Origin of the sequence: Halomarina salina (genome assembly GCF_023074835.1) — an archaeon.
GTDB lineage: Archaea > Halobacteriota > Halobacteria > Halobacteriales > Haloarculaceae > Halomarina > Halomarina salina.
This window is the reverse complement of record NZ_JALLGW010000004.1, coordinates 72,713-99,121: the sequence shown is the minus strand read 5'-3', so window position 1 is coordinate 99,121 and position 26,409 is coordinate 72,713. Positions and strand designations below refer to the sequence as shown.

Genomic DNA, 26,409 nt, shown 5'->3' with positions numbered 1-26,409 from the left:
CTGTACTAACCAGCCATGTCACGCACGTCGACGAACGCGAACGGTGCTGTCGTTCGTGAGTTCCTCTCGGTCGCGGACCTCCTCGAGGAGCCACCGCTGGCTCGTGTGTACGCCCATCTCGCTCAGAACGAAGAGTCGACCGTCCAGGAGGTCATCGACGCACTGGAGCTCGCACAGGGGACTGCGTACAGCTACATCAACCGGCTCGTTGATGCCGGTGTCATCGAGCAGACGACCGACGATCAGCCACGACGGTACATTGCCCGCGACATCGAGCTGACCGTACGAACGGGCGATCGGGAGTACACCATTACCCCGGTCCTCGTCGACGCGGTCGCGCGGCGCACGAGCGACGAGGACATCGACGCGTACATCGAGCGCCACGGTATCGACGGGCTCGCGACGGCGCTGACCTACGCGGTTGCCCGTGAGCGTGGGGAGACGACCCACCGGCTGATGGCACGAGATCTCGAGTGCTCGCCACTGGCAGCCGAGCTTATCCTGCAGGCGCTTCGCCCGGTCGTTCACGAGCACTACGACATCGAGGCGTCGGGCGCGTCGGTCGCGGCAATCGAGAACAGCGATGCCACCGACGACGCGTGAGTGCCATCCACATCGCCGACACGGGGCTGTTTCTCGCGATGGGCCAGCCCTCGAACGAGCGGTATCGGGCCGTTCGACGGTTCGCTCAGCGTAACGACATCGTGTTCGTGGTTCCCGAACGCGTCTATGCGGAACTGACTGCTGACGCGTCCGGTCCAGACCCACTCCCGGTCGACGTCGCCATTCAGGACGGATGGACCCGTGTCGCGGAACCCCTGACGTACTCTCATGGACTGGTTTCGCGAACGATGGACGGTGTGCAGCGATATATAGCGAACGCTGACGACCGACCGGCCGACGAGGTCGAACGGGCCGATGCTGCGCTCGCGGGCCTCGCCGCCCACGCGTTCGCCGAGGGGACCGCGACTCGGGCGTTCATCTATACGACCGACCGTTTAGCTGGGGAGGGTGCTGAGGCCGTCTTCGCGAGCGAGGGGTACGGCGACTCATTCACGTATATCGATGGGTTTCGGTTTCTCGATGAGTTGACCGAGTAGCTTTGCCGGTCGCGTACGTCATCTGGCACTTCAAGCTGAATATGAGCAGTCCGATTCGATCTGCTGTTCCGATGTCGACACCCTCTCGTCGGCTATCCGTGTCTCTTGCTGCGTCGTTCAGGACCACCCTCTGCAAGCGATGTGAGTTCCTCTGAGAGACTCGCTGCGCGCTGTGCCAGTCCTTGAAAATCCGGAGCGCCCAGTGCCACCGTCGATGTGGCCAGCTGGTCGTGAACGGTCCGATAGATGGCTTCTTTATTCGCCGCATCCACCTGCTGTCCCGTCTCAATGCCGATCACCCCTCGCGATTCGAGCTCTTGTTTGACGCCATCGGCGAACTCCGGCCCGACGATGACAACCACGTGCGGGCGCTGACAGAGCGCATCGATCCGTCCGACCTCCTCATCGATGATTGGCCGCCCGATTCGTCGCTCCGTGTTCTTACAGGAGACGTACGTTGCAAACGCCGCAGTCGGATGGGTCGCCCAGACATCGACCTCTCGTGACCCGCCATCGGTTGCGTCACACTGTGCATTCGTCGTCACGTCGTATCCGAGCGTCTCGAACGCACAGGCGACGACTTCCTCGAGCGGTTCTCGCGTTTCACCCGTGAATGCTGGTGGTGTGGGGGTAGATTGCCTCTGAGTCATCGTTTTCGGGTCGTGTGGCCTTGACTCACGGCGCTCGATACCGATCGGTCGAGCGTTATCATCCGTGATGAGTTGATGCAGTCGGAATCGAACGAATTCCTCGCTCTCGATGTCGTAGATATCGGTGACCCACTTTGGAAGGGCGAATTGGGTCGCGTTGTTGTGGCGGGTATCGACGACGAACGACTCTGTAAGCCCCGTATGCTTGTCGTCGCCCCAACGGTCAAGGACATCTGTGAGGGTCACGCGCAGTGAATCGCCTGCGTTGATGTCGTAGAGCCGTGTCAGCCCGTCGGCGAATCGAACCCGATCTCCGCTGACCTGTGACGTCGTTGGCTCGCCCGCCACAGCAGGACTCCCCGTGGATTCACTGATTGCCTTCTCACCCTCGTCGGAGATGAGCGATTGAATCTCCAGCGTGATGCGCGAGTCCTCCTCGATGTCGTGCATCGCCATCAGATCACTCCGAAGAGAGAACCGGGTCGCTGAATTGTGATTCAGGTCGACGACGAACGGTCCGTCTGGAACGGTGGTCGTCCGGCCATATGGCGTCGCCGCCTCGGTCATTCGGAGTCGAAGTGCGTCGCCTGCACTGAAGCCGTGCTGTCGAGCGATGCCCTCGGCGAACTCGATGCGTCCGTTGTAGCCGACGAGCGTCGTGAGTGACTCTGGCATGGTCAGGACCACCGCCGAAGTGCTCCCGCGACCTTCTGATCGATGGCCTCGATAACTCCCGACAGATCGTCATCGAAGTAGCCACTCGAGGACGCACAGTTATCGTACTCGACGGATTTCTCATCGCGATTGTGTCGGACACTGGCAACCTGGCGGAATTCGTTGCCCGGGCCGCGATAGTACACGGTGAACGTCGTCTCGTCAAATCCGATTGCGACAATCGTCCGACTGCTCTCTTTGCTCTCGAACTCCAGTCCCTCCGTGTAGCTGGTCCCGAGGTACCTTGGATTGGATGTGACTGACTCATCGAGGGTTCCAAGCGTTCGTATATGTTCGATGACGGCCTGTGCTGCCTCCCGGTGTTCGTCGAGCGGGAAGTACGCCCCGAGGGTGTCACTATCGGGAGTGGACACGAGTTCGAGTACCTGCTTGAGAACCGTATCGAAGCTATCTGCCCTTGAGGTCCGCTTTCGGCGCTCAAGTTCCGCGTGTACTTCCTCACTGACCTTGATTGTCTTGTCGGTGGTCACCGTTTCTACCTGTTCTACTAATTCTACCATATCTACTAATACTTTCCGCCCAGAGAGAATTTCACTACGTTCGTCTAGACGGTGCGAGTCAGGTTCAGATTTGGTTTGGATTCGGTTCGATGACCAACGCCTGCTGATAGAGCCTCACGACCCCCTGGCGAGGTGGAGAGGTGTCCGGTGAGTCGCAGTTCGGCCCGCCCCACTCGGCGCGTGCCGCCCTCCGCTGCGGTCCCTCGCTGTGCTCGGGCCCGCGGTTCGCTCGCGACCAACCAGTCCGGGCATGTGGTTCGCTCCGTTCGTCGCTCACCATTCCGGGCGTGTGCCCTCGACGCCAGCGGGTATCCGTCGGGGGGTCACTGCGCTCCCCCCGCGACGCATACTCCGCTGGCCGCTCGCTCCGGGCGGACGCCGCGCGGTGCTCTGGGGTGCCGGTCACCGCAGAGCGCGCTCGCTCGCGCCCGGGGGCGCTCGCGAAGGCGCGAGCGAGCGCGCAGTCGTGACTGGTCGGGTCGTCGTGTATGGAAAACTGCGATGTAGTAGCACCGCAGTGTCGGACGCTCAGAGAGCGCCTTCAGAGTCTGCAATGGCAACTAGGAACGTATTCAGTAATGAGGTTTCGGTCGATGAACAGGGCGTCGAACAGACGGATGAGCAAGTCGACGAGGACGGCTTTGATGTGGTCGAGGAGACACCAGAACTCCGAGCCTCCGTCGAACAAGAGATCCAGGCAAAGGTGGACGTGAACCACCCGGACGGGATGGTCGACACTGGTGAGGAGCGGATCTACGGCGTGACCCTCGAACAGGAGGAGTGCATCCGGGCGCGGGAGGAAGAGTTGGCGCATATCAGCGCCCAGGCGACGTTCGGCACGCAAGAAGGACGCGCAGAGCGGACGCGAGCGGTGGTTGAAGAGACGTGTGGGCGAGTGCGAGAGGAACGTATGCATCCCCAAGAAGACTTGACGAGCGCGGAGCTCGGCGTGGTGAATCGGCAGGCGAGTCGCGTCCATCAACGGATGCGCGGCGGTGAGAGTCGAGCGGTCGTGGCGCGGCGGATTGCAGAGCGAGTCGTCAGTGGCGAAGACGTGGGGAGTGCCGTCCTCAAGACGATCGAGGATGAGAAGCGCATCTCAGGGGTCATCGTGCCCATCGCAGAGGTGCCCGAGGTCCCAGTGGGTGAGGTGACGGTGGAAGGCGAGATCGTCGAACTGTGGGAGCCCTCGACGCCGAACATCCAGCAGGTCGGGTTGATTGCCGACAAGAGCGCGGTAACGAAGTTCACTGTCTGGGAGCGTTCGAATCAGCCCGTCGTCGCGGAGGGTGAGGTGGTGCGCCTCTGTAACGTCAAAAAGAGCTGGCACCGTGGTCGGTGTTCGCTCGTCGCGACGGGATGGAGTCGAATCGTCTTCCCCGAGCGCGGGCGCTGGTGGGCGTAAGCCGGTCGCGCTCTTTTTTCGCGAGCCACCGCCCCACCCACCTCCACGGTCCGGGCGGCCACGGCCGCCGGGCTTTCGCACTGATCACTGGTGGCGTGCATCGTTTGCCGGTTTTGTTAGACACAGAGCGTGAGTCTATCGAATAGGCCGACCCGACTACAAGTCAGAGTAGAGGGTGTGCACCATTACGAACTGGGCAATTCAATCTCTGTGTCAAACAAGTGCCCTCCATCCAGTTCTAAGAACGCGACGCGTGCTGTTTGGTCCTGTAACAGAGGTTCCTCAAGGTCTATCCGACGTACATAGTCGTATTTGGGACAAGATGTCGCGGTTGATGCTGACGGGTCACCGAACGTGATGAACGTGACCTCCGCGCTCGGGATAAGCGTGAACTCGCTGAACGTGTACTTCCGGGCCGTCTCGAACAAAACTCCGTCGCCAGTGAGGACTACTGGTGAGCGCCCAGTGTTTTGCAGCGAAATCGTCTCCTCCCAGCTGTCGGTATCGCCAGAAAGCTCCCCAGACACCTCGTAATTGACCCCCAACGTCTCCTCGGAGGGTTTCACTATCTGGTCGACCTTATACGATGAACAGCCCGGTTGCTCGACGGTCGTCGCATCTGCTGCCCCATCAGAACCGAATGGGATTGCGTCGGAACAGCCCGCGAGGCTGCTGAGAGCAGCCCCAGAGAGGGCAAGGAGGGCACGGCGTTTCATACGGAACATTACCTATTGGCGAGCAAGTATCTTCTGCTAACTCGAAATTGGACTGATACACTCGCGGCACGCGTCGCTCACTTGGGCCGTTCGATACACTCAGAGCGTGAGTGTATCGTCAGAGGAACGGCACTGACGGTGGGGCAAGGTTCAGCCACACTCGGACGCCGTATTCGATGCCACCAGCGACGAGGAGGACAGCGAGTATTACTGGAACCACGACGACGAATCCAACCAACGTCTGACCTTCTCCGGGAAGACTCCATCCGTGGATGGTGTATCCGCCTGCAACCACCAGCCACAGCGCGAGTGGTGTCATGAGACCCATCGTACAGAACAGCACTGCCGGGACGAACGCGAAGCCGAAGAGAACCAATGCAAAGAATGCAGCCACGGCGACGGCTCCTACGATTCCCTTCTCGATTTCAAGTTGTGGCAGGACGAACAGCGCCGTCGTAACGAGGCTGAAGAGTCCAGCACCGAGTGCCGCGACGAGAACGCCTGTCTCTACCGACTGGTAGCCAGTGAACGACGAACTCTGGAGGTAGACGGCGAGAGCGAGAGAAGAGGAGGACATGAGCACTGGTGAGTAGTAATGACTGACAAGTGTTGCGGTCAACCGTTAGACTCGTCGCACGCATCGCTCACTCCACCCATTCGATAGACTTAGAGCGTGAGTGTATCAGCTCGGGAGTCCATTTTTCACACGGTAGACGAGAGAGCAATCATGAACGAGAGTGACCGTGCTGTACTAGCCGAGCAGTATGCAGATGGGGCGAACCTGAGCGCACGCATTCATCTTCACGAGACGTACGAGGTCGCCGACCGGGACTGGTGGCCGTGGGTGTTCGACCACTACGACCCCGTGCCAGCTGATGCCGACCTGTTCGAGGTGGGCTGTGGCACCGCGAAGCTATGGCAGGACAACGCCGACCGAATTCCTGACGACTGGAGGCTTCTGGTAACCGATTTCTCGGAGGGAATGGCCGCTGACGCACGTGAGTCGCTCCTCGATGCAGGTCTCGAAGCGACCGTCGGCGTGGCACCCGCAGAGTCCCTCCCGTACGCGGACGAAAGCGTTGACACTGTCGTCGCGAACCACATGCTCTACCACACGGACCGTGACGTCGCACTCTCGGAGATGCACCGCGTGTTACGGCCCGGAGGCCGACTGTTCGCAACGACGAACGGTGAGGCGAACATGCGTGAACTCCGGGCGCTCCTGATGGCGACGACTGACCACGAGCCATCCGACAAGGGAGCGTTCACGCTCGAAAACGGTGGGGAACAGCTATCCCACCACTTCGACACTGTCCACAGGTACGAACGTGATACGTTCCTCCGTGTCCCGGAGCTCGAACCGCTTGTCGCATATGCCGCCTCGCTTCAGAAGGTAGACGGTCAACAGGTCGCCGACTTTGCCGACCGAACCGATGACCACCTCGACGACGGCCCATTGGAGATTCAGAAGTCGATGGGACTGTTCGTCGGACAGAAAGCGTAGAACCTGAACGAGAGACGTAGAGCGTGGGGCTATCAGTCGAGAACTGTCGGCATTATCGGGAGGGTGGCATCCGCAGTCCATAGAGGATGCTCAAGAGCCCGAGAATCTGACTCACCTCACCGAGCATTCCATAGACGAACCCCCCAACGAGTGGGACGAGATATGGACCGATGAGAAGTAACACCGGAGTCCAGAATACGAGGAAGAACCCGAGCGCGATGAACAACATTGGGCGTTTGCGACTCCGCCAGTAGCCGCGTAACGCGATGTACCCGACGGCGAGCCCGAGTACTGTGGAGGTGACCGTCAGGACGAGTGCGATGTGCGATTGAACTGCTGGAGTAAGTTGGAGTGGAGTCATCGGTCCCGAACCTCGTCGACGAATCGTGTGAACCGGTCTGCCATCTGATTTCGGCGTGAAATAGAGAGCTCAAGTCCTTCCGAAGTAAGCTCGACAACGAACCGGTCGAGCGTCGCTGTATACACCTTGTAGTGATGCCCCTCGGCGTCTGGTTTCGTCTCCGCTTCTACGAGGCCGTGGTCGAGAAGCCCGTCCAATCGGCGATAAATCGTCTGGGGGGAGACGTCGCAGACGTCGCTCAGTTCCCTCGCTGACATCGGCTCAGTAACGGTTTCGGTGAGTATCGTCTGTGTACATTCATCTGCGAGGAGAGACGCGATGTCACGAACGTCTTCGTCCTCAGTGCCCATTTCACGCGTCACCAGAGCAATCTATCGGACGAGATATAGTCGCCACGACACAGTTCCACGCCGTGGAATCGTGACCCCGGGTTGTTAATATGGGCCACTGTAGTGACACTCGCATGGTCCTCCGACGCGACACTTCGACGCTCGGGACAGTAGTCGGAATTGCCTTCGTCATCGTGGCTATTGGTGGGCGCATCTTCCTCGACTGGCGATGGGGAGAGTCGTTCGCCAATCAACCGGTTGCGTTCATAGTCGGCCTCGTCGCCGCTGTCGTCGCAGTGGGAGTCACCTACCGGCTTGTGCGAAGCTGACCTCAAGGCACTCACAGAAGACTCATTGAGTGCTTCCAGCCATTACGAGACGGTGACTGAGCACAGCCCTTCGTTTCCTACACGGTACGCATCTCTCGCTCGGTCCGTTTGAGAGATGTAGAGCGTGGGTCTATCGCCCGGCATTTGCTGAGCGAAGGTCCAGCGCCCACTCATCGGTGCTCAGACTCCATGGTCTGTCGTTTGTTGTCGGGTCTACGTACTCCAGCTGAGTCCCCTCATGGGACAGTGTGAGGTCGCCACCAGTTCGCTCGCAGAGATACGTAAGAATGACACTCGAATGGGGGTCGGCCTTGTTCGGGGGGACGTAGTAGACGCCGACATGCTGGATGACACGAACGTCGAGAGCAGTTTCTTCACTCGTCTCGCGGACGGCGGTCTCGTCTGGCGACTCCATCGTGTCCACGGCTCCACCCGGCATATCCCACTCCCCCGTGTCGGCTCGCTTCATCATCAGTGCCCGACCCTGTTCGTCGAAGATGCCGCACTTCACCCCGACAAACGGGGTCAGGACAGCGAGGCCGTCGGTGAGTTCTTCCTGAACGTGATTTGCTGGCAATTCGAGCGCCTCGCCATACCCCTCTGAGGCGAGTTCGAGGATTCGCTCGTACCGTTCCTCATCGTACGGGTCGTCGGCGTAGTAGAGCCCTTCACGAGCGATAGCTTGCAATTCGTCGTAGAGGGAGAGCGCGTCCATACCAGACTTATCAGCTGGGCTGTGTTTAGTGCTACGTGCCGTAGGCCCCACCGCACGCGTCGCTCACTCGGCCCGTTCGATAGACTGGGAACGTGGTGAATCACTCGGGGCTGAATGGCCAGTCCCGGTCGGGAACTGTTTCCGGGTCGAGGGTCGGTCGTTGAATCCGCCCCTCCAGCCGTGGGTTGAGACCTACTGTACGGACATACTCCACGAGTACCTCGTACACGAGACCATACGCTTCGACGACATCGTCCGGCCTGAATGCAGGGAACAGCGTGTCGTTCTCAACGAGGAACTCGGTCGTCGCGATATCGTACTGCTTGGTCGATTCGATGGGACCTCCGTTCACGTGGGCGGACCGAAGTTCGTTCGCCACATCATCCCACACTATACTCGCTCCACTGACGTGGCCGAAGAACCAGTGAGGCGCGTCGTCGAAGTGAGCGAGCGCGAGCTGTCGAAAGACATCACACAGCGTTTCGCCATCAACACGTAGTGAGACCAACTCTCGGTCGAAGGGCATGACACCTACGAGGTCGAACGCTGTGACGGTCCCTTCAAACGGCGGTCGGCGGCGGAACCCACCCGCGGCGAACACCGCAATGTCCGCGTCTGCTGTAGTCCGAAAGGCGTCAGTGACGAGATTGCCCAATCTGCTCTCACCCCGTTTCGAGGCCATCATGTCGCACACCACTGGCGTCTCGGCAGTGCCGACGACATCCATGAGTCCTGCTGCCTCCGCTCGATTGCGGAGCGCGGTTGCTACCTCGGTATCCGGTGGACCATCAGCTACCGAGTGATGTGTAGCTGTCGGGGCTTCTCCCTCGAACGACACTTCGAGTACGAATCGACCGTTGCCACCCGGCCGACAGACGAGCGTCCCAGCGACACAGTCGACAAGTCGGTCGTGGTCGTGCCCACCGAGAATGACGTCAGCATCAACCGCTCGGGCGAGGTCGGTATCGTCGCCGAGGTGTGACAGGACGATGAGTCGGTCGACACCACGCCCACTGAGGGTGCTAATCCCTTCCTCAACGGCTGGGACGGGGTCGGTAAACTCGACATCACCCGCATACGGGTTGATGCCGACAGTCTCGGGATGTGCAACCCCGATGATGCCCACTCGTGTGTTGCCTGCCTCTATGATGGTCCATGGGACGGCACCCTGCGTACCCGCGAATCGGTCGCCGTTTCGAAACGCATTCGCACACACCCATGGCTGAGGGGATTCGTCGACGAGCTTCAGTAGGTGTTCGGGACCGTGGTCGAAGTCGTGGTTGCCGAAAGTCTCAGCATCGGGGTCGACTGCCTCGAAGAAATCGAGTGCCTGCCGTCCTTTGGTGACGACCGAGAGGACGCCGGGTCCGGTATTATCACCGGAGCCACAGATGATGGTCTCCTCATCACGCAACTCTTTGATGAGGCCAGCGAGCCGTCCAATTCCGCTGGCATCGTCATAGGCGTTCTCAACGTCGGCGTAGTGTAGGATACGGAGGGTCATTGATTCATTAAAATTTCCGAATGTACAAGATTCATTCGACGTGATAGTTGAGTGCTCACTGTTAGCCTCGCGGCACGCGTCGCTCACTCAGCCCGTTCGAGAGGCGCAGAGCGTGGGTCTAACGATACAGCCACGCTCTGTCACTATAGTTCTATAGTGGCCATAGATACTTACGAATAGCCGTCGTCGCAGCTCTCATGGGTCGGACATCGATTCAAGCGAGTAACGAGCTGGCGGACGAATTGCACTCACGGAAAGCACGAGGAGAAAGCTACGAGGACGTCATCAGACGGCTCCTTGATGTTCCGGGCGAGTACCGTGTCGATTGCGATGAGTGCGGATTTGATGGCGGTGTGTACGGCTATCAAGACGATACGAAGCCGTCACATTGCCCGAACTGTGGTTGCGGAATCGCCGAAAGCCAAGCGATGGTTGTCCGGGTGAAATCCTCTATTCACGATAGTCTGTGAGATGGGTCGCAGACGATATACACGCGGCACGCGTCGCTCTCGGTCCGTTTGAGAGACTCAGAGCGTGAGTCTACCATTGGAATATTGTAGGCAGCACATTCCGAGAGCCCGGACGCAGCGAGCTCAATTCGGTGTCTGCTGTCCATCAGCCGCTGGTACTGGCACAATGTCAAGTGTTTTCTCGCTCGTCACTCGGAATCGGAGTTCCTCAAATTCGTAGAACTCGAACTCGACACGCCCGAATGTCCCGTCTTCGAGCGTCGCCATTGCCGTGAGCATCGGGCTATAGTCGGTATACGGAACGCCTTCGTCGAACCGATACTGTTCACCACTGCTGAGCTGTCTCCAGTCGATAAAATACTCTGACGACCCAACCTCCCCAGTGAATTCACTGGTTACCGAAAACATCATGCGGTGTAATTCGTCGTGGTTGTTCTCAACGACAACGGGGAGATATTCCTGTGGTCCCCCGAACACATAGTCAGTACAACCTGCGAGAGCACTCACTGACGCGGTGGCACCAAGTGCCAATACTCGCCGACGGGAGAGAGGGGAAGTCATACGGACACTGGTGAGTTGGCGAGTATATCTTTTCTGGGTACACACATCTTGTGAACTGACCGATACACTCGCGGCACGCGTCGCTCGCTCGGCTGTTCGAGAGACGTAGAGCGTGGGTGTATCACAGGTCTATTCGGTGAGTTCGAATTTGTACCCGAGTGCCGCTTCGTCCAGTCCCCAGTAGACAAACCGATACGTTCCGGCGGAGAGCGGCTCACAAACGGCGTAGGGCACGTTGAACTGGGTCGAGTGAGCCAGCCCGTCTTGGGTCGTGGTAAATGACCACTCGAACCACGTGACTGGTGGCGATTCGTTCGATGGGGCAGTGTGTGCGAGGCTGGTCCAGCCCGCATTCGGTGGGTCCCGAATTCGATAAATCGACTGCCACCCGTTCTCGGTCTCCCAGTCGATGGTGAACATCTCGTTGTTGCCCGTCTCCGGGTCTTCACCAGTCGATTCGACCCACTTGAGCGTGAACCCGATGTCTTCGCCGTGTGCGACCGTATCGGCACTCGCTGCCAACTCGAAGCCGTTGACCTGACTGTACGAGACCGACTCGGATGGGCGGTCCAGTCGAGTGAGACTGCTGTCACACGTTGGCGGTGTGACGACCGGAACCTCCTCAGGGGTTGATGATGCCGTGGGTTCGGAGGTCTGCGTACTCGTCGGTGATGTGGGCGGACGTGTCGCCGCCGTCGTTTCGGAAGGTAGAGAGTTGATGGAGGACTGATTACCAGCCGGTTGGTCACTCGCACAGCCTGCAAGGAGTGCAACCCCTGCCCCACTGAGTCGGAGGATACCGCGTCGGGACCATGACGGAGCCATGTCCCAGATAAACTGATACGTTTTCGTATAAGCTTTCGGTACGCTTTGGGGACTGGCGGATGATACACTCGCGGCACGAGTCCTTCGTTCGGCGTGTTCGATAGATACAGAGCGTGAGTCTCTCACCTACGCAGCTGTGGCCGTCGTGTTCCGCGCGACCCAATCGGGGCGGTCCACACCTGCCTCAGCAGGGACGACAAACGAAACGACAGTCTCTCCGGTGACTCTCGTGCCCTGTAGTTCAGCGACGGTTCCTGTGTAGGTCACCCGATACTCTGTGACGCGCCCGTCATCGGTCACCGTCGCAGTCAACGTCCAGTTGGTCACATTCTCGACTCCCGATTCGGTGAGGGCAGTCCGTGTTGGTGGGGTCGTCGTCTGTATTTGAATCAGTCCGTTCGTTGTCCGAATGGTTGGGTCGCGGGCACTGGCGTACACAAGCGCGAGGCTACGTTGCCGGTCTGGGACGGATTGGTTCGGGCTGAACGTCGGTCCTCCCGTTCTCACCGTCGTGTTGTTCACCAGTATCCGCTGGAACGAGTGAGAGCCATTGTACCACTCATCGAACTGGACGACCGCGGTTTCGGTCGGCACCTGATGGGACGTAGTGATGGTCCGCCATTGCTGGTGGGTGGCTGCGACGTTCGTCCGAGTCGTGACGTTGAGTGCCTCCGTTCCGTTCGCGTACTGCCAACGAACGTGTGTCTGAATAGTGAACGACGACGCGTTGAGGCTGTCTCGATGGGCTGCTGCGAGGGTCTGCGGGTCGGAAATACCACCGGCAGTGAGACCGGGTGGCGGGTTTGCAAGGGGATGGTCGGTCGGCACGGCAGCTGGGGTCGGACTGTCTGATGTACTGGCGGGGGCGCTCCCCATGAACCCCCCACAGCCAGCGAGGGCGACCATGAGAAGAAGGGCAAGCGGGAGGGCGGAGCGCATAGGAACCAATTCTCTGGTTATACTCTTATCAGTTCGCCAAACGATTGTGGCGTGGCTACCTCTCTCGCATCATCGACACTCCTGTCTCCAACAAGGCACCCGTCAAATGATAGACTTAGAGCGTGAGTGTATCAGTTGATGGTGGTCGTCGCATTCCGGGCACTGTCGACCCACTCCGGGCGGTCGACGGTCGTCTCACCGACAGCGGTGTACTCGACCACCTGTTCACCCTCGACGGTCGTGTTCGGTGCTCTCTCTAAGGTTCCAGTGAACTCAGTTCGGTACTGTGTGACGCGGCCGTCATCGGTCATCGTCACGGTGACCGTCCCGTCGGTGACGGTAACGGAGACTCTCGCAATGGACCAGTTGCCCGTGACGCCGTCCAGTTGCACCTCGATGCTGCCGTTCTCGCTCGACACCCTCGTCGACTCGGCGGCGTAGTAGAAACGCTCAAGAGCGGTTGTCGGGCCCCACGTCGGCGTGCCGAGCGGCGGAACGGACGCGTACATCGTTCCGTTGGGTCCGTCGCCACGAAGGACGAACTGGCTCCCGTTGTACCACTGGTCGAGACGAGTCACCGACTGGTCGAACCACGGGACGTACCGTTCGGACGATGCCGGGATGCCGGTGAGTCGATACGACGTCGCCGCTCGGTCGTGGGCGTCGTTCACGCGCCCCGTACTGTTGGTCGCCGCGAGGGTCGTGCCATTCGCGGCCAGCAGTCGGTCGCTCCTCCGTTCGGTGAAACTCCGGTTGTCGAGTGCGTCGGTGTGGGCATCGACGAGTGTCTGTACGCCGGTGACGCCGTCCTCGGAGAGTCCGGGAGGCGGGTTGACCAGAGGAGAATCGGTCGGTACGTCGGCAGGGGTCGAGGTGGAGGCAGGACTTGAGCCATCACCGACGAGGCCACCACACCCAGCGAGACAGACGAGGGCGACCACTGCGAGGGGGAGGGCACGTCGCATATCAGAACGTGACACTTACTAGTTGTAAAAGAGTTCTCCACGCAAACTGGTCGAACTGATACACTCGCGGCACACGTCTATCACTTAACCCGATTGAGAAACGTAGAGCGTGAGTCTGTCGCTACGACGTATTCGACGTCAGTCTGCGGTGGCGACAGTCGTGGTCCGTTCCTGTTCGGTCGGGGCACTTATCTCCGCGCCCAGTCCGATACCTGCCGCTGCCACACCCATCGTGAGGAACATCAATGGCTCCCGAAGTCCGCTGAGCGCGAGGTCGGCATGCACTCCGAAGAATGGGACACCAACCACTAAGAGTGCGTACAGCACTGAGGGGAGCGCATCAGCGTCTCTCAGCAGGCGACGGTTCCGTGTCAACGACCAGCCAGCGAACGCCCAGACAAGACCAAGACACACCACCAGCTGCAGGCTCTCTACTCCGTCGACGTAGGTGATACCAGCAACCGCCACTCCAGCGAAACCGCCGACAGCGAGGGATTTGATATCAGTCATCCCTGTAACTGACAATACGAATGCCAATAAATCGTTGGCTGGTAACCGTGATTTTCGGTGCGTGTTTCTCCCCAACGTTGAGGTTACACTCGCGGCACGCATCTTTCACTTGACCCGTTTGAGAGACGTAGAGCGTGGGTCTAACATTCGGCCACCCCGAAAGTACTTATCGGACAGAAAGAAGGTCAGTGTATGAACCGCCGTGCCCTCCTTGCCTCGATTTCAGCGGGTATCGCTGGACTCTCGGGGTGCATCGACTCTATCGGCTCAGACTCACCTGCCGAGCCTCGTCCTGCGACTCCAACAGGGACACCGAGTTGCTCACCATCACGGACGGATACGGATGGGGGCGACCTCTCCTACTGTCTCTCTCAGTGGGAGCCGTCTTCAGGCAGCGACCAGACTCCCGAGGCTCCGCCCACTATTACCGCCTATCGGGACGACAGCGGCACAATCAGTGTTTCCGGTGGAACGTACTATGGGTCGAGCAGTTGCAAGCAAATCGGTGTTGAGGAACTGAGCGTGACCGATGAGAACGACCTCCGACTCGTTATCGCGCCAACAACCAAGGAACCTGCACCACGAACGTGTTACAGCGACATGGCCTTCAGTCTGTACGAAGTCGTCATCTCGACGGCGGAGACATCTGTCGAGACGATTCGCGTCACCGAGCGCTCAGCCGATGGTCCCGAGACAACACAGAGGGCGACACTGACTGCAGAGTGATACACTCGCGGCACACATCTAACAGTTGAATCAGTCGAGTTACGGTGAAAGAAAATCGGCTCTCGACAATGCAATATCCACCTCTGCCGAGCCGACGCCTGGCACCGTTCAGAACTGACCCTCCGATCGCCACCCCGAGTCGTCGTGGACCACCGGCCCCCATCGAGGTTGCTGGCGCGACCAGTTCGCCGACTTTTTTCCATGCTGTTCCAGTGTGATACAGCTGATAGACTCGTGCCGCGAGTGTATCATTCCTCACAGAAGATATTTACCACTCGTTGGCTGATGGACCGTATGAAACGTCGCGCCCTCCTCGCCCTGATTGGGACAGCCGCCACCGCTGGTTGTTCGGGAGCGTCTGGACTGACAGGAGACGACTCGGAGGACATGATTGCGGTGAGTTCTGAGTACAACTGCATTGAATTACAGGACCCTCCATGTACCGCGTCAGTGACGGTCGATAGCTTAGGCAATGCTACCCAACTCGTGGCGGAGGTGACCAACGCATCTGGTCCCTCTGAGAAGCACATCCTCTCCACCGAAGGTGCCGAGCTTGAAGTCGATGGACTGCGCCGTGAGCAGAATCTGAAGATATACGCAGAGACGGACGATACGCGGTATCTATTCACCGAAGTTCCAACCGACGAGCAGCGACAGCGTGAGAACACCGAGAGCACTTCGTCAGCCGAGTCGTAATCTACCAGCTCGAATTGATACACTCACGCTCTGAGTCTATCATTTGCGGCAAACGATGCACGCCGTCAGTGACAAGTATCAACTACCAACACGATCTACGTCGCTCACCACGCCAGCGGTGGTGTTTATCGCCCCCTGAGGGGTGTGGGGCGTTCTAAACAGTGCCTCGCGACATCAGCAATGTCGATTCGAGATATCTACCAGACGGGCTTCGACGAGCATCGAGAAGCGACCACCCAGTACACGCAACGTTGTCCGGAGTGCGATGGGGTGGTGCGGACGACTACGCAAGAGACTGTCTGCGAGGACTGTGGTCTCATCCTCGACGGCCAGCGCGTCGACCGTGGGCCGGAGTGGCGTCCGTTCGAAACAGAGGAGCGTGAACGAACCGGCGCACCGCTTACCGAGCGACGGCACGACTGGGGGCTGTCGACTGAGATTGGTCGAAAGCGCGATGGGCGTGGAAAGACTCTTCCAGGGCGGAAACGGCGGCAGCTCTCGCGACTCCGCCGGGAGCACTCCCGCGCGAAATGGCAGTCGACGGCTGACCGAAATCTCGCGCACGGCCTGGGCGAAGTGCGACGAATCGCGGGCGCGATGGGTCTCACAGACGGCATCGTCGAGCAGGCGTGTGCCCTGTTCCGCCGGGCCCAGCGCGAGGACCTGCTTCCGGGACGGTCGGTCGAAGCGATGGCCGCCGGAGCGGTGTACGCGATCTGTCGGACGAACGGGTTGCCGCGGACCTGTGGTGACGTCGCCGCACCCGCTCGCGTGTCGCAGAACAGAGTCGAGAACGCCTATTCGGTGCTGAATCGCGAACTCTCCTTGCCCTCGGTGCCCGTCCCGCCGGGGGCGTACGTGCCCGGACTCGCCTCGACGGTCGGGCTCTCAGATGGGACGCGCCGACAGGCGGCGCACGTCACCGAGCAGGCCCAGGAGCGTGGATTGACCAACGGGAAGCATCCCGCCGGGGTGGCTGCCGCTGCGCTGTATCTGGTTGCCGAGGCGCGCGTCGAAGAGGTGACGCAGGGGGAACTCGCAAAGGCGGCCGACGTGTCGACAGTCACGCTCAGAGCGCGCTGGACCGAACTGCGCGAGCATATCGAGGTCGATATCGTCTGAGCGCGGCCTCGCCGTCTCCTCTTTCCTCGGTCGTCTGTCGAATGGCTGCCATAGGTTGATACCCACTGAGACGCAATCATACGCTATCCGGCGTATGCCCCGAAACGACCGCACACGGTTGAGTCCCGCTGCAACCGATGCCCTCGAGACTCTGGACGAACCGATCAATCGAGCCGAGGGACTGACTCGTGAAGAGGCAACGACGGTGCTCACCGACGTCGGGATCGATTCTGGCGACGCTGACGTCTTCCTCGACGAACTCCTCTCGAAGGGCTATCTATACGCCGTCGACGACTGCCTGTACGTGACGCCAACCTGAGCCAGGGCGAGAAGCGCGTGCCCATCGGGGTATCTGATACACGATACTGTTCGTCCGTTTTTCGTCTGTAGATGATTGGCCAGCTGCCTTGTCCGTCCGCCACATTCGTGGATTAGTTGCCCCACAGTTCGACACGAGTTCGAGCGTGGGGTAACCGAGCCGCGTGGTGTCTGTCGTCGCCAGCAGGGGTGCTGGCTTCGACTCAATCGGAGCCAGAGGAGTTCTGGAATGCACCAACTCATCTACGCGCTCGTGAGCGCACCGACTACAGATTACGCGTTGAGTACAGCGAAGACGGTCTTCGATGGATTGACCGGCGGTGACCTGTCGCAGGTTCCTGTTTTCGACTACTACGTGACGTTCGACGAGTCGTCGTCGAGAGTGGCTGGGCCAGCACGATGGGGCGACCGGCCGACGGTCGCTCGGGTCGACTCTCCTGCTGGGCAACAACTGCTCGACAGCGGGTGGGAGGCGACCGAACAGGAGTTCCACCGGACACTCGGGCGTGTTCGCGAGGCACTCACAGAGTACTCTGATGAGGAATTGATGGGCAACGAGATGGCCCGCCACGCCTGCCGCACGCTCGGCGCGTATCGCGGGCCGTCAGTGTACCTGTACGACGAGCATGGCCAGGGGATTCGCCATCGTGAGGCGCTCGACCGAGTTCTCGACGCGGATGACGAGCATTCGTTGTGGATCGTTCCCGCCGACGTCCACTTCTGAGCAGGTGGTGAGCAGGTGGTTGCGAACCGGGTGTGACTGCTCGGTGGTGTTTATCGTACCCACGAGCGGTGAGGGTGCTGATACGCATCCTCGAATCATGACTGACGAACCATCGCAGACGGACGCACAGTTGACCGACTGCATCGAACGTACCGACGTGGGCGTCTCGCTCACAGTGAAGTTGAAGCGGGGAACCGCGACACGTGACCAGGACACTATCACCGCGAAGGTGAAGGCGACCACGCTCGAGGAAGCCTAGGAGGACATGGACGAGCTGCGAGCGTACGTCCGTGCACTCGCCGACGAGGTGCGGGCCATCCAACCCGTCGAGGAGTAAATCAGCCCTCGCGACTCCGGTAGCGTATATCACCCCCCTGAGGGGCGCGGGGGTGCTCGTGAGTACCCTCGCGTGTCATGAACGACGTAGAAAGCTACGAAGAGTCGAATCACGAGATGAGTATCACCGGTCCGCATCCGGAGTACGACTGCTACGGGCGGTCGACTGGGGTGTGCTACTACCGGTGTTCGGGGTGTGGGGTCGAGGCACTCCGCCGGGTGGACGTTCAGACGCACTGCCGGTGCGGTGAGCGGCGATGAGCGTCGACAGTGGGGAGTCGCTGGCGATGACCGCCCCACGAGACGTCCGGGCGCTGAGTGAGTTGCTGGCAGTGTATGAGTTCGCGCCAGAGCTATACTGGGTGTACAGCGAGGAAGGACGAGAGTACACCGTGGATGCCGAAACGAGGGCCTGTACGTGCCCGGATGCGCAGTACAACAACCCCGAGGGTGGCTGTAAGCATGCGCGCCGCATGGCGCTGTGGCGCAGTGACGAACAGATTCCCGGGTGGGTGAACCTGGAGGCGTTCGACCCGCTGCTCATTGAGCATCTCGGGCTCGTCTGTGTAAGAACGAACAGTGGACACGGCAGTAGCTTTCAGCACTTCGGCAACGGTGAGGCGACTGCCGATGACTGAGCCGTCTGAGGGCGAATCAAGCGAACTGACCCCACAACAGCGGGTCGATCCACCAACGCCCGACCTGAGCATCAGTGAAATCCCAATAATTGTGGTTCTCTAAGGGGTCTGGCTGCTACAACGGCTCAGTCGGCTGGGACTTGAGGACCGTTCCTACGTTAACCGTCCCTCTCTGCTCCGAGGGTAACTGCTCAGGGAATAATTCGAGATTGGCTCTTTTGGGCTTCGGTTTTTAGGGAGGGGTTTCGATTGCGGTACATGGACGCTGTGCAGCAGATCGAGATTCCAACTCCGTTCGAGGTGGGTAGAGTCAATTGTTACCTCTTCACTGGAGCGGAAGCGACCTTACTTGACCCTGGACCTAATACAGAAGCAGCGTACGAAGCACTCTCCGCTGGTCTGAACGAGCAGGGTTTCTCAGTTAGCGATGTGGACCATGTGCTTTTCACTCATCCCCATATGGACCACTTCGGGATGGCCAACCGAATCGTTGAAGAGTCCGGTGCCAAGACCGTCGCTCACCGCGACGCTGTCGTGGCCCTCAATGGCCCAGATAGACACTTCGAACGCGAACGGGCGTTCTTCAGGCCGTTCTTACTCTCGATGGGTGTTCCGGAGGATATCATTGCGTCTGCGCTAATGCTCCCGGAAGCGTATACGGAGTACCGGAAGCCATTTGCCGTAGATCGCAAACTAGCCGACGGCGATACCATCGATGTCGGCGGTGGACTGACGGCGATTCACACCCCCGGACACGCGCCTGGTTCGGTGTGCTTCGTCAGCCGAACTGACGATGTCGTCTTTACTGGGGATCACGTTCTCCAAGACGTTACCCCGAACCCTCTCCTGACTATCACACCGGGCGCCGGAGACGAACGAACGAGGAGCCTCCCGACCTATTTGGAGTCGCTCAACAGATTACGCCGTGTAGATGCGACAGTTGGACGAGCCGGCCACGGCGATGATATCACGGATATCGATGCTCGTATTCAAGAGACGCTTGAACATCATAATGACCGAAAAGAGCTCATTGCGGGTTTGATCAACAAGATTGGGCCGATGTCTGCTTACGATGTTATGCAAGAGATGTTCCCGGAATTGCCGGCAACCGAGGTGTTCGCTGGGATGTCTGAAGTCATTGGCCACCTCGACCTACTCGAAGACGAAAATCGGGTTCACATCGAAAAAGAGGACCAAGTCCGGCAGTACAGTATGATCTAAACGAATCGATTCTACGGACGGGGTCGCTTGCACTCAGTACCTCCCCTCCGGCAATCGATGTTAGATTGCCGTAGCATGTCGAGTCTCCAAAATTCGATAGTGTCGTATTCACTCACGCTGATTCAGCTGGTTCGACGATTAGCGGTTGTACCAACAGAAATAATTGTAACTAGCTCCACTTACCTATATGGTGGAATTGGGAAATCACTCTATGGAAGAGTTACGGACTGCACTGTCCAATACGAACGACGCGAAAGCCGTGAAGCGCCTCATGATAGCCTTAGCCATCAAAGACGATGTCTCTGTAACTCGTCTTTCGACCCGATATGGGATTCCACCATCGACAATATATTATTGGGTCAACCGATTTAAGCAGGGAACAATTGAGCAGGCATTGACCGACGCTTCCCGGCCCGGAAGGCCATCGAAGCTTACCGAAGAGCAACGAAATCGTGTTTCAAAGTGGATCTCAAATCCTCCGACTCAGTATGGGTTAGAGGATACCTCTTGGACACCAGACGCACTCTGCAAAATGATCCGACTTGAGTTTCAGGTAGAGTATTCTGTTGGCCATTGTAAGCGTATACTGCGAAACGAAGCTGAATAACGTCATTGCCGCCGAATAAAAGTAACTACGATCTGGCCGTCTACTGCTAAATTAGAATGGAGTGTTTACAATCACTTCTGTTCCAAATTGGTGGCTGCTAGTCGCACTTAGTCTATCAACTACCTTACTAATTCTCATCACACGGTACGAACCTAGTTGGTACGAACAGTTATCGCTGCGAAGCTACCGGGCTCTCTGTGAGCCATAAAGATAACAAGCATATACTTGTTATAAGATGTGTTCCTCGGCAAATCCGCAAGAGGGAGGGCTCACTGACTCGGTGGCGTTGTCTGGCTTTGTGACGAGTAGCATCAAGCTCATCGAGTCATTCAGATTCCGGTGACAACGTTCTCTAACTACCATCATAGGGGATCGCTTTGGTGCTGACTCTCACGCATGAGGCCGAATATAACCCGAATGAGCCACTACATACTGAATTCACCGGATTCGATAATAGCGAATCAGGATATGGTCTGGAGATGTGAAAATTTCTCTCGAACGAAGGTGATGGCTGATTAGTGTTGAGGAGCGGACGTTATGTCGCTAGACGGGGATTAGTGTTCTAGCTCAGGCCCTGTAATGATGCGTTGAGCCGCGTAATCATCGATTAGCTCTTCATCATACCCGAGTTCTCGAAGTATCTGGCGGTTATGTTCACCGAGAGCTGGCGCCTGACAGGGTGATTCTGGGGGTGTCTTTGAAAGCGAAAGTGGTGTATCGGTCAGCTCAAGTGACCCAAGCCGGCTGTGCGATACTTCCTTGAACACCTCTCGTTCTTTTACGTGGTCCAGTTCGGCAGCCTCTGCAACTGTTCGATGGTGTGCTGCAGGGATACCGACTGCATTGAGTTGTTGCACTGCCTGCTCTGCAGGGACTTCCTGAACCCACCCCTCGAACAATGCTGTGAGTTCCTCAGCGTCTGCCATCCTTCCTGCAGCCGTTTGGTACCGCTCGTCCTCGAGGAGGTCTTTCTGGCCAATTAGCTCACAACAAGATTCCCATATTCTTTCGGAGTAGAGCAGTAGAGCCACACAGATCCACCCATCGGCGGCTTCGGTAGCGCCATAGAGCATATCAGAATCGAAAAACGCATTACGACCACCGTGGCTGGGTACCTCTCCGAGGTTATTGTAGTACTCAAATGCTCCGTCCATGTTGTGCATAAGTGATTCGAGGAGCGAGACATCGACGAGCTGTCCCCCCTCTTCGGTAACGTCGCGATGTCGAATCGCTGCAAGTGCACTAATCGTCGCGTGGCAGCCAGCATAGTAGTCCGCGACAGACGACTGGCAACGGATCGGGGGCTTCTCGTCGTCATACCCCATGAGACTCGAAAGACCCGAAACGTGTTGTACAATGGTGTCCATTGCGGGGTTCGTGGCCATGGGGCCTGTCTCTCCGTACCCCGTTACATGAACGTAGATGAGGTCTTCATTGAGTTCTCGGAGCGTTTCATAGTCTACTTCTAGACTCTCTGCTACCCCTGGTGGCCAATTCTGAACGAAGACGTCGGAAACCTCGACCAGATCGTACAGCGTTGCGAGACCTTCCGGGGATTTAATGTCGGCACATAGCGAGCGCTTGTTTCGGTTGAACTGCTCAAACGCCGGATTGAACGACTTTCCATCTTTCTGGCGTCGATCAGTGCGATAGATATCACCGCTTGGCCGTTCAATTTTGATGACGTCTGCCCCCAAATCGCCTAAGTACGTCGCACAGAGTGGTCCAGCGATTGCTTGTCCACAGTCTATGACCCGAAGGTCGGACAACACCATGCACCTGTTCTCTCTCTAAGGTGTGATGAATGTTTTCCCTGGTCCCCTGGTGAGCGAGCACTAGGTCCCCTGTTCACTTCTTTTGTTGATTGAATGAACTATTTCCTCCCTTCCGACCGTGGTTCAATTACTGACTCATCGGTAACGGATAGTAACGAATCCACATGATATCGGCCCGCGCACAATTGTTCACTGATACTCAGGAGCAGTAGGCTCCTGAGCAGCGCTTTCGATGATATCGAATCACCTACATTGGCGACTCACGATCGAAGGACGATATGTGAACTTATCTCAAGATCCGCTCGCGGTTCATAGTGGATTAGCAACCATATTGGTGCGGTATGCGAAATGCAGTATGTTAACATCAATATACGAAATTCGAAGATATCGAATCTCGGCAATTTGGAGGTCAAACAGTGATAGGACGCACAAATCGTTAAGTGACTGTGGGTGCTGAGTGATGCCATGGTAAACAAACACAGGGGAGGGCGGACGATTAAGGCCGCTGAAACCGTGTTTGATATCATCGAAACACTGCAAGTTGAGGGCCCCATGCAGGTGACAGAACTAGCTGACAACGTCGGCAAGGCCCCCAGCACCGTCCACGGTCATCTAACAACGCTCCTCCAACGAGAATATGTAGTAAGACAGGATGGAAAGTACAAGCTTGGACTGAAGTTCACCAAACTCGGTCGTGAAATCAGATTCGACCTTGACGTAGTATCGACAGCTGAACCGACACTCACCGCTCTTGCCGAGGATACTGGAGAAGAAGCTTGGCTTACTATCGAGGAGAACGGAGCCAGCGTTCCAGTGATGAATAAGACAGTAGACCGTAGTGTCGAATCCGTTGGGATGATTGGTTCATATACTGACATTCACAACAGTGGCGCCGGGAAGTCAGTCCTCGCGTTCCTTCCTGAAGACCAGATATTAGATATAATTGAAAAGAAGGGGTTGCCGAAGAGTACGGAACATACGATTACTGATCACGAGAAGCTGCTCGCAGAGCTCGCAGAGATTCGAGAGAACGGCTATGCGGTTAGTGACGAAGAGCGATATGAAGGAGTTCGAAGCGTGTTCAGTCCGATTATCGTCGGCGAACGAGTGTACGGGTCGATTGGAGTCGCCGGTCCGGCCAACCGTCTCCGAGACTCGCTGTATCAAGAGGAGATTCCTGAACGAGTGATGGAGGCGAGCAACGAAATCGAACTCCGGCTACGATATCCCAAGTTCAACCAAGGAGAGAGCTGATTCGATTGACCGACTTATGACCGCCGCTCGCTACTATTTCGCCTTCAGATAAACGCTCCGCGAATTTTCGAACAGACCTCTATGTACGGGGGGCCTCCCAGTCACTCAAACACTTCTGTGCCGCTAGCTCACATGAGGGTGGAGGGGTGGGGGTCCCATTGGCTCGCGTAGGTGACTGAACTCTATGTTGTAAAGAACTGTCCTCCGGGTTCTTCTTGATTCTTCCTTCGTACTGGTTCCTTTCTCAGTTGTCAACGGCTACTGATTTGAGTATCCGGAGTTCCTCTTCAACTGAGATATTTTCCGATTCAATACACGCGTGTATGACCTTATGTGCCAGCTCAACATCCTTGAAGGGGGATTCTGGAGACCGGTCGAGCGATTCGATCTGTTGTTCGAGTTGATCAAGTCGATCGCCCATCTCCTGACTTGAGATTTTTCCGTCAGTATCCGCATCCTCAAAGAAGTCTTTGACAATGCTCCATCGGTTCTCCCAGTCGAATCCCTCGATTTCACTCAGTCGGTGAGAGATTGTTGAGTGGCTGACGTCGAGCAGGTCAGCTAGCTGACGCTGTGACGCATCGGGATGTTCATAAATCGCCTCAAGCGTCATGAGTTGTTTCGGTCCAACGTCATCACCGAATTTGGTAGCGACATCGGTCTCTGTATGCAGTTCAGTCTTGTCGGCTCCTGGCGGTGTTTGGCTTTGGCTCATGGTCGCGGAGGGGTCGGCTTTGTTTGCCGGTGTCTGTTCTTGATTTGGATCCCCATATTCATCGAGTACTCGCTCGACTAGTTCTGAGTCTGCACCGCTGACTCGGGACGCGATAGTACTGATAGCTATCTGTGGATGAGACTCAGCCACATCTAGGATCCGTTTGTGTATCATTGCCCGCGGAATGGGCTGTTGGTTCTCTGTTCCACTCATGGTGGCTGCAGGGGCTATCCCTGCCAACGGATTAGCTCGACGCCCCGTTACGGTAAACGATATAGACTAGAATGCTTATGCCTTTCTGTTATTTTCGGACAGGTGCTTACGAACTGTGTGTTTCTCGAGGCCACTATGGGCTATCGGAAAGCTATGAAATATACGGTCAATTACGGCAACCGATTCTCCTGCAGAACCCCTCTAGGTTGGAGTCTTGCTTCCGATGACCCACACTTATTGGTGAATCGTCCGTTACGGTATGCAATGACATGGTATGTCACTCTGGAGCAAGAGACCTACGACCAGGCAGTCGAGGAATTCTCCTGGGATATACTCCCAGAGAATTACAATATCGCCCGGGACCACCTTCGCAAGCACAACGACCCACGGGGTCGTGTCGCTCTTTTCCAAGCGTATCATGATGGGCGTCGTGAAACCTACACATTCCACGACCTTGATCGGGCTTCCAACAAGGTCGCTCATGCACTAGAGGAATTAGGAGTTGGATTTGGTGATCGGGTCGCTATCGTTTGCTCGCAGCGACCAGAGTTCATGATGACGGCCTACGCCTGTTGGAAACTCGGCGCAGTGACGGTCCCCTGTTCAATTCTCACCGGCGAAGACGGCCTTCAATATCGGCTTGAGAAAGCCACTGTCAAAACAGCCGTCGTAAGTCAAGAAGCAATTGATACGGTCAATTCGATTCGAGAGAGCTCCCTTTCGTTGGAGCAAGTAATTCAGATCGACGGCGAGGTCCAAGGCGACGATCGGCAGTTCTCGTCGCTGCTTGATGGACAATCTGCTTGCTATGAAATCAAGGATACGGACCCCGACACGCCTGCGATGATCATCTTTACTAGTGGGACGACAAGCAAGCCAAAAGGAGTCTTACACTCCCATGGTAAGGGTGTGAACGCCTGTCCTGCGGCGTACATGGAACACAACCGTGATATCATTGGGAAATCGGTGTTCTGGTCACCTGCGGACTGGGTATGGATTGCTGGCTTCGCGAACGCCATCGTCCCAGCGTTCCACTATGGTCGCCCTATTGTGGGCTATCCAAAGAAGAAGTTCGACCCTGAGTATGCCTACGAGATTATCGAAGAGTTCGGAGTCACAGACACGCTGCTTACAGCGACGGCGATTCAGAAGATGCGAACGGTCAACAATCCAACAGAGCGGTACGATCTCGCGCTGGACGTAATCCACTCAGGTGGTGAGCCTGTGCCCGTCGAACTGTATGAGTGGGTCGACCAAACGTTCGATGACGTCGACCTCACACAAGGCTACGGGCTAACCGAAGCGCAGCCAATCGTCGCGAACTGTCCTGACTGGTTCGAGCCTAAACCGGGGACAATTGGGAAACCAGTACCCGGATACGACGTGCGCATTATCGATCCGGAGACAGGCGAGCAAATGCCACGAGGAGATGAAGGAATGATCGCGGTAAGGGATAACGGTGAACCGGGGATTTTCAAGGGGTATATCGACGACCCGACGAAAACCGAAGAGATGTATCTCGGTGACTGGTTGCTTTCAGGTGATTTAGCGACTCGAGACGAAGAGGGATATATCTGGTTTGAGTCCCGTGACGATGATGTCATTATCACGAGTGGCTATAGGGTGGCTGCCGCGGAGGTCGAAGCGGCTGTCGGAGCCCATGAGGCAGTTGAGGTAGTCGGTGTTGTTGGCAAACCCGATGAGACTCGGAACGAAGTCATTCAGGCGTTTGTCCAGCTGGCACCGGACGCTAATGCGACTGAAGCGACCAAACAGAATATCAGAAAGTTCGTCAAGAACTCGCTAGCCAGGTACGAGTACCCACATGAAATCGTGTTTGTCGGCGAAATTCCAATTACTGAAACCGATAAAGTCGATTATCAGACCCTCAGACAGTGGTCGTGAACTGAGAGCCACTTGTTTGATGGCTGGTTGCTTGCGACTTG

31 protein-coding genes and 1 pseudogene are annotated in these 26,409 nt (G+C 57.5%); 17 read left to right on the top strand and 15 right to left on the bottom strand.

The window, feature by feature from the left end:
* Nucleotides 1–15: 15 nt before the first annotated feature.
* Both MX571_RS20820 and MX571_RS20815 read left to right on the top strand, forming a co-directional pair.
* Nucleotides 16–603 (top strand): DUF7437 domain-containing protein, encoded by a 588-nt coding sequence (locus MX571_RS20820; protein WP_247421143.1) that lies wholly within the window; start codon nt 16–18, stop codon nt 601–603.
* Nucleotides 600–1,100 carry a PIN domain-containing protein gene (locus tag MX571_RS20815; protein WP_247421141.1) on the top strand — a complete coding sequence of 167 codons (501 nt, stop codon included), beginning with the start codon at nt 600–602 and terminating at the stop codon, nt 1,098–1,100. The genes MX571_RS20820 and MX571_RS20815 overlap by 4 nt, the downstream gene beginning before the upstream one ends.
* Before the next feature lie 92 nt (nt 1,101–1,192).
* Here the strand turns inward: MX571_RS20815 and MX571_RS20810 are convergent, their stop codons facing one another.
* Entirely contained in the window at nt 1,193–2,425 is a 1,233-nt protein-coding gene (locus MX571_RS20810; protein ID WP_247421139.1) for a restriction endonuclease, read from the bottom strand.
* A gap of 2 nt (nt 2,426–2,427) precedes the next feature.
* A complete protein-coding gene (locus tag MX571_RS20805; protein ID WP_247421137.1) occupies nt 2,428–2,955 on the bottom strand; it encodes a hypothetical protein in 528 nt (175 codons plus the stop codon).
* A 583-nt stretch (nt 2,956–3,538) separates the two neighbouring features.
* On the opposite strand from MX571_RS20805, the gene MX571_RS20800 reads away from it, so the two are divergent.
* A complete protein-coding gene (locus MX571_RS20800) occupies nt 3,539–4,390 on the top strand; it encodes a DNA-binding protein (protein WP_247421135.1) in 852 nt (283 codons plus the stop codon).
* A 185-nt stretch (nt 4,391–4,575) separates the two neighbouring features.
* On the opposite strand, the gene MX571_RS20795 is transcribed toward MX571_RS20800, so the two are convergent.
* Nucleotides 4,576–5,106, bottom strand: a complete 531-nt coding sequence (locus tag MX571_RS20795; RefSeq protein WP_247421134.1) for a hypothetical protein — start codon at nt 5,104–5,106, stop codon at nt 4,576–4,578.
* Between the two features lie 118 nt (nt 5,107–5,224).
* On the bottom strand, nt 5,225–5,683 hold the full coding sequence (locus tag MX571_RS20790) for a hypothetical protein (RefSeq protein ID WP_247421131.1): 459 nt from the start codon (nt 5,681–5,683) through the stop codon (nt 5,225–5,227).
* A gap of 150 nt (nt 5,684–5,833) precedes the next feature.
* On the opposite strand from MX571_RS20790, the gene MX571_RS20785 reads away from it, so the two are divergent.
* Nucleotides 5,834–6,610, top strand: coding sequence for a class I SAM-dependent methyltransferase (locus MX571_RS20785; RefSeq protein ID WP_247421128.1), 777 nt, complete (start codon nt 5,834–5,836; stop codon nt 6,608–6,610).
* Nucleotides 6,611–6,662: 52 nt separating this feature from the next.
* Here MX571_RS20785 and MX571_RS22940 read toward each other — a convergent pair whose 3' ends face one another.
* Both MX571_RS22940 and MX571_RS20780 read right to left on the bottom strand, forming a co-directional pair.
* Entirely contained in the window at nt 6,663–6,971 is a 309-nt protein-coding gene (locus tag MX571_RS22940) for a DUF7521 family protein (RefSeq protein ID WP_438267251.1), read from the bottom strand.
* Nucleotides 6,968–7,321, bottom strand: a complete 354-nt coding sequence (locus MX571_RS20780; RefSeq protein WP_247421126.1) for an ArsR/SmtB family transcription factor — start codon at nt 7,319–7,321, stop codon at nt 6,968–6,970. Before MX571_RS20780 ends, MX571_RS22940 begins: the two co-directional genes overlap by 4 nt.
* Before the next feature lie 113 nt (nt 7,322–7,434).
* On the opposite strand from MX571_RS20780, the gene MX571_RS20775 reads away from it, so the two are divergent.
* Nucleotides 7,435–7,629, top strand: coding sequence for a multidrug transporter (locus MX571_RS20775; RefSeq protein ID WP_247421122.1), 195 nt, complete (start codon nt 7,435–7,437; stop codon nt 7,627–7,629).
* Between the two features lie 130 nt (nt 7,630–7,759).
* Here the strand turns inward: MX571_RS20775 and MX571_RS20770 are convergent, their stop codons facing one another.
* The 7 genes from MX571_RS20770 to MX571_RS20740 all read right to left on the bottom strand — a co-directional run bounded on the left by MX571_RS20770 (nt 7,760) and on the right by MX571_RS20740 (nt 14,118).
* The gene (locus MX571_RS20770; RefSeq protein ID WP_247421119.1) at nt 7,760–8,344 is read right to left on the bottom strand and encodes an NUDIX hydrolase N-terminal domain-containing protein; all 585 of its coding nucleotides are present in this window, start codon (nt 8,342–8,344) and stop codon (nt 7,760–7,762) included.
* Nucleotides 8,345–8,444: 100 nt separating this feature from the next.
* Nucleotides 8,445–9,848: a bifunctional metallophosphatase/5'-nucleotidase gene (locus MX571_RS20765; RefSeq protein ID WP_247421116.1), complete on the bottom strand. Its 1,404-nt coding sequence runs from the start codon at nt 9,846–9,848 to the stop codon at nt 8,445–8,447.
* Nucleotides 9,849–10,441: 593 nt separating this feature from the next.
* The gene (locus MX571_RS20760) at nt 10,442–10,879 is read right to left on the bottom strand and encodes a hypothetical protein (protein WP_247421111.1); all 438 of its coding nucleotides are present in this window, start codon (nt 10,877–10,879) and stop codon (nt 10,442–10,444) included.
* A 129-nt stretch (nt 10,880–11,008) separates the two neighbouring features.
* Nucleotides 11,009–11,299 carry a hypothetical protein gene (locus tag MX571_RS20755; RefSeq protein ID WP_247421108.1) on the bottom strand — a complete coding sequence of 97 codons (291 nt, stop codon included), beginning with the start codon at nt 11,297–11,299 and terminating at the stop codon, nt 11,009–11,011.
* Between the two features lie 531 nt (nt 11,300–11,830).
* Nucleotides 11,831–12,643, bottom strand: a complete 813-nt coding sequence (locus MX571_RS20750) for a hypothetical protein (RefSeq protein WP_247421105.1) — start codon at nt 12,641–12,643, stop codon at nt 11,831–11,833.
* Between the two features lie 131 nt (nt 12,644–12,774).
* Complete coding sequence (locus MX571_RS20745) at nt 12,775–13,608, bottom strand: hypothetical protein (RefSeq protein WP_247421096.1); 834 nt, start codon at nt 13,606–13,608, stop codon at nt 12,775–12,777.
* 138 nt (nt 13,609–13,746) lie between these two features.
* A complete protein-coding gene (locus tag MX571_RS20740; RefSeq protein WP_247421093.1) occupies nt 13,747–14,118 on the bottom strand; it encodes a hypothetical protein in 372 nt (123 codons plus the stop codon).
* A gap of 192 nt (nt 14,119–14,310) precedes the next feature.
* Here MX571_RS20740 and MX571_RS20735 point away from each other — a divergent pair, with 192 nt between their 5' ends.
* The 10 genes and pseudogenes from MX571_RS20735 to MX571_RS22850 all read left to right on the top strand — a co-directional run bounded on the left by MX571_RS20735 (nt 14,311) and on the right by MX571_RS22850 (nt 20,506).
* Nucleotides 14,311–14,844: a hypothetical protein gene (locus MX571_RS20735; protein ID WP_247421090.1), complete on the top strand. Its 534-nt coding sequence runs from the start codon at nt 14,311–14,313 to the stop codon at nt 14,842–14,844.
* A 294-nt stretch (nt 14,845–15,138) separates the two neighbouring features.
* Nucleotides 15,139–15,540, top strand: coding sequence for a hypothetical protein (locus tag MX571_RS20730; RefSeq protein WP_247421088.1), 402 nt, complete (start codon nt 15,139–15,141; stop codon nt 15,538–15,540).
* Between the two features lie 180 nt (nt 15,541–15,720).
* Nucleotides 15,721–16,662 (top strand): transcription initiation factor IIB, encoded by a 942-nt coding sequence (locus MX571_RS20725; RefSeq protein WP_247421084.1) that lies wholly within the window; start codon nt 15,721–15,723, stop codon nt 16,660–16,662.
* A 94-nt stretch (nt 16,663–16,756) separates the two neighbouring features.
* Entirely contained in the window at nt 16,757–16,981 is a 225-nt protein-coding gene (locus MX571_RS20720) for a hypothetical protein (protein WP_247421080.1), read from the top strand.
* Between the two features lie 228 nt (nt 16,982–17,209).
* Nucleotides 17,210–17,704: a DUF7995 family protein gene (locus MX571_RS20715; RefSeq protein ID WP_247421077.1), complete on the top strand. Its 495-nt coding sequence runs from the start codon at nt 17,210–17,212 to the stop codon at nt 17,702–17,704.
* A 97-nt stretch (nt 17,705–17,801) separates the two neighbouring features.
* Nucleotides 17,802–18,041 (top strand): annotated as a pseudogene (locus MX571_RS20710) (DUF7389 domain-containing protein).
* Nucleotides 18,042–18,118: 77 nt separating this feature from the next.
* A complete protein-coding gene (locus MX571_RS23000) occupies nt 18,119–18,301 on the top strand; it encodes a DUF8118 domain-containing protein (protein WP_465261053.1) in 183 nt (60 codons plus the stop codon).
* Complete coding sequence (locus MX571_RS20705; RefSeq protein ID WP_247421074.1) at nt 18,298–18,678, top strand: hypothetical protein; 381 nt, start codon at nt 18,298–18,300, stop codon at nt 18,676–18,678. Before MX571_RS23000 ends, MX571_RS20705 begins: the two co-directional genes overlap by 4 nt.
* Before the next feature lie 258 nt (nt 18,679–18,936).
* Nucleotides 18,937–19,899 (top strand): MBL fold metallo-hydrolase, encoded by a 963-nt coding sequence (locus tag MX571_RS20700; protein ID WP_247421071.1) that lies wholly within the window; start codon nt 18,937–18,939, stop codon nt 19,897–19,899.
* Nucleotides 19,900–20,086: 187 nt separating this feature from the next.
* Nucleotides 20,087–20,506 carry a helix-turn-helix domain-containing protein gene (locus tag MX571_RS22850; protein WP_368409088.1) on the top strand — a complete coding sequence of 140 codons (420 nt, stop codon included), beginning with the start codon at nt 20,087–20,089 and terminating at the stop codon, nt 20,504–20,506.
* A gap of 554 nt (nt 20,507–21,060) precedes the next feature.
* On the opposite strand, the gene MX571_RS20695 is transcribed toward MX571_RS22850, so the two are convergent.
* The gene (locus MX571_RS20695; RefSeq protein ID WP_247421068.1) at nt 21,061–22,281 is read right to left on the bottom strand and encodes a CaiB/BaiF CoA transferase family protein; all 1,221 of its coding nucleotides are present in this window, start codon (nt 22,279–22,281) and stop codon (nt 21,061–21,063) included.
* A 465-nt stretch (nt 22,282–22,746) separates the two neighbouring features.
* Between MX571_RS20695 and MX571_RS20690 the strand changes: the two genes are divergently transcribed.
* Entirely contained in the window at nt 22,747–23,535 is a 789-nt protein-coding gene (locus tag MX571_RS20690; protein WP_247421066.1) for an IclR family transcriptional regulator, read from the top strand.
* A gap of 244 nt (nt 23,536–23,779) precedes the next feature.
* On the opposite strand, the gene MX571_RS20685 is transcribed toward MX571_RS20690, so the two are convergent.
* Entirely contained in the window at nt 23,780–24,463 is a 684-nt protein-coding gene (locus MX571_RS20685) for a MarR family transcriptional regulator (RefSeq protein ID WP_247421063.1), read from the bottom strand.
* Between the two features lie 264 nt (nt 24,464–24,727).
* On the opposite strand from MX571_RS20685, the gene MX571_RS20680 reads away from it, so the two are divergent.
* A complete protein-coding gene (locus MX571_RS20680; RefSeq protein WP_247421057.1) occupies nt 24,728–26,368 on the top strand; it encodes an acetate--CoA ligase in 1,641 nt (546 codons plus the stop codon).
* Nucleotides 26,369–26,409: the final 41 nt, after the last annotated feature.

What these genes read in the sequence shown, in the direction of transcription:
- MX571_RS20800 (WP_247421135.1), top strand. Translation starts at nt 3,539, where the DNA reads ATGGCAACTAGGAACGTATTCAGTAATGAGGTTTCGGTCGATGAACAG.
- MX571_RS20730 (WP_247421088.1), top strand. Translation starts at nt 15,139, where the DNA reads ATGAAACGTCGCGCCCTCCTCGCCCTGATTGGGACAGCCGCCACCGCT.
- MX571_RS20740 (WP_247421093.1), bottom strand. Translation starts at nt 14,118, where the DNA reads ATGACTGATATCAAATCCCTCGCTGTCGGCGGTTTCGCTGGAGTGGCG.
- MX571_RS20775 (WP_247421122.1), top strand. Translation starts at nt 7,435, where the DNA reads ATGGTCCTCCGACGCGACACTTCGACGCTCGGGACAGTAGTCGGAATT.
- MX571_RS22850 (WP_368409088.1), top strand. Translation starts at nt 20,087, where the DNA reads ATGGTGGAATTGGGAAATCACTCTATGGAAGAGTTACGGACTGCACTG.
- MX571_RS20770 (WP_247421119.1), bottom strand. Translation starts at nt 8,344, where the DNA reads ATGGACGCGCTCTCCCTCTACGACGAATTGCAAGCTATCGCTCGTGAA.
- MX571_RS20700 (WP_247421071.1), top strand. Translation starts at nt 18,937, where the DNA reads ATGGACGCTGTGCAGCAGATCGAGATTCCAACTCCGTTCGAGGTGGGT.
- MX571_RS20755 (WP_247421108.1), bottom strand. Translation starts at nt 11,299, where the DNA reads ATGTTCACCATCGACTGGGAGACCGAGAACGGGTGGCAGTCGATTTAT.
- MX571_RS20795 (WP_247421134.1), bottom strand. Translation starts at nt 5,106, where the DNA reads ATGAAACGCCGTGCCCTCCTTGCCCTCTCTGGGGCTGCTCTCAGCAGC.
- MX571_RS20690 (WP_247421066.1), top strand. Translation starts at nt 22,747, where the DNA reads ATGGTAAACAAACACAGGGGAGGGCGGACGATTAAGGCCGCTGAAACC.
- MX571_RS22940 (WP_438267251.1), bottom strand. Translation starts at nt 6,971, where the DNA reads ATGACTCCACTCCAACTTACTCCAGCAGTTCAATCGCACATCGCACTC.
- MX571_RS20695 (WP_247421068.1), bottom strand. Translation starts at nt 22,281, where the DNA reads ATGGTGTTGTCCGACCTTCGGGTCATAGACTGTGGACAAGCAATCGCT.
- MX571_RS20680 (WP_247421057.1), top strand. Translation starts at nt 24,728, where the DNA reads ATGACATGGTATGTCACTCTGGAGCAAGAGACCTACGACCAGGCAGTC.
- MX571_RS20685 (WP_247421063.1), bottom strand. Translation starts at nt 24,463, where the DNA reads ATGAGTGGAACAGAGAACCAACAGCCCATTCCGCGGGCAATGATACAC.
- MX571_RS20715 (WP_247421077.1), top strand. Translation starts at nt 17,210, where the DNA reads ATGCACCAACTCATCTACGCGCTCGTGAGCGCACCGACTACAGATTAC.
- MX571_RS20705 (WP_247421074.1), top strand. Translation starts at nt 18,298, where the DNA reads ATGAGCGTCGACAGTGGGGAGTCGCTGGCGATGACCGCCCCACGAGAC.
- MX571_RS20720 (WP_247421080.1), top strand. Translation starts at nt 16,757, where the DNA reads ATGCCCCGAAACGACCGCACACGGTTGAGTCCCGCTGCAACCGATGCC.
- MX571_RS20820 (WP_247421143.1), top strand. Translation starts at nt 16, where the DNA reads ATGTCACGCACGTCGACGAACGCGAACGGTGCTGTCGTTCGTGAGTTC.
- MX571_RS20810 (WP_247421139.1), bottom strand. Translation starts at nt 2,425, where the DNA reads ATGCCAGAGTCACTCACGACGCTCGTCGGCTACAACGGACGCATCGAG.
- MX571_RS20780 (WP_247421126.1), bottom strand. Translation starts at nt 7,321, where the DNA reads ATGGGCACTGAGGACGAAGACGTTCGTGACATCGCGTCTCTCCTCGCA.
- MX571_RS20725 (WP_247421084.1), top strand. Translation starts at nt 15,721, where the DNA reads ATGTCGATTCGAGATATCTACCAGACGGGCTTCGACGAGCATCGAGAA.
- MX571_RS20790 (WP_247421131.1), bottom strand. Translation starts at nt 5,683, where the DNA reads ATGTCCTCCTCTTCTCTCGCTCTCGCCGTCTACCTCCAGAGTTCGTCG.
- MX571_RS20765 (WP_247421116.1), bottom strand. Translation starts at nt 9,848, where the DNA reads ATGACCCTCCGTATCCTACACTACGCCGACGTTGAGAACGCCTATGAC.
- MX571_RS20760 (WP_247421111.1), bottom strand. Translation starts at nt 10,879, where the DNA reads ATGACTTCCCCTCTCTCCCGTCGGCGAGTATTGGCACTTGGTGCCACC.
- MX571_RS20735 (WP_247421090.1), top strand. Translation starts at nt 14,311, where the DNA reads ATGAACCGCCGTGCCCTCCTTGCCTCGATTTCAGCGGGTATCGCTGGA.
- MX571_RS20745 (WP_247421096.1), bottom strand. Translation starts at nt 13,608, where the DNA reads ATGCGACGTGCCCTCCCCCTCGCAGTGGTCGCCCTCGTCTGTCTCGCT.
- MX571_RS20785 (WP_247421128.1), top strand. Translation starts at nt 5,834, where the DNA reads ATGAACGAGAGTGACCGTGCTGTACTAGCCGAGCAGTATGCAGATGGG.
- MX571_RS23000 (WP_465261053.1), top strand. Translation starts at nt 18,119, where the DNA reads ATGAACGACGTAGAAAGCTACGAAGAGTCGAATCACGAGATGAGTATC.
- MX571_RS20750 (WP_247421105.1), bottom strand. Translation starts at nt 12,643, where the DNA reads ATGCGCTCCGCCCTCCCGCTTGCCCTTCTTCTCATGGTCGCCCTCGCT.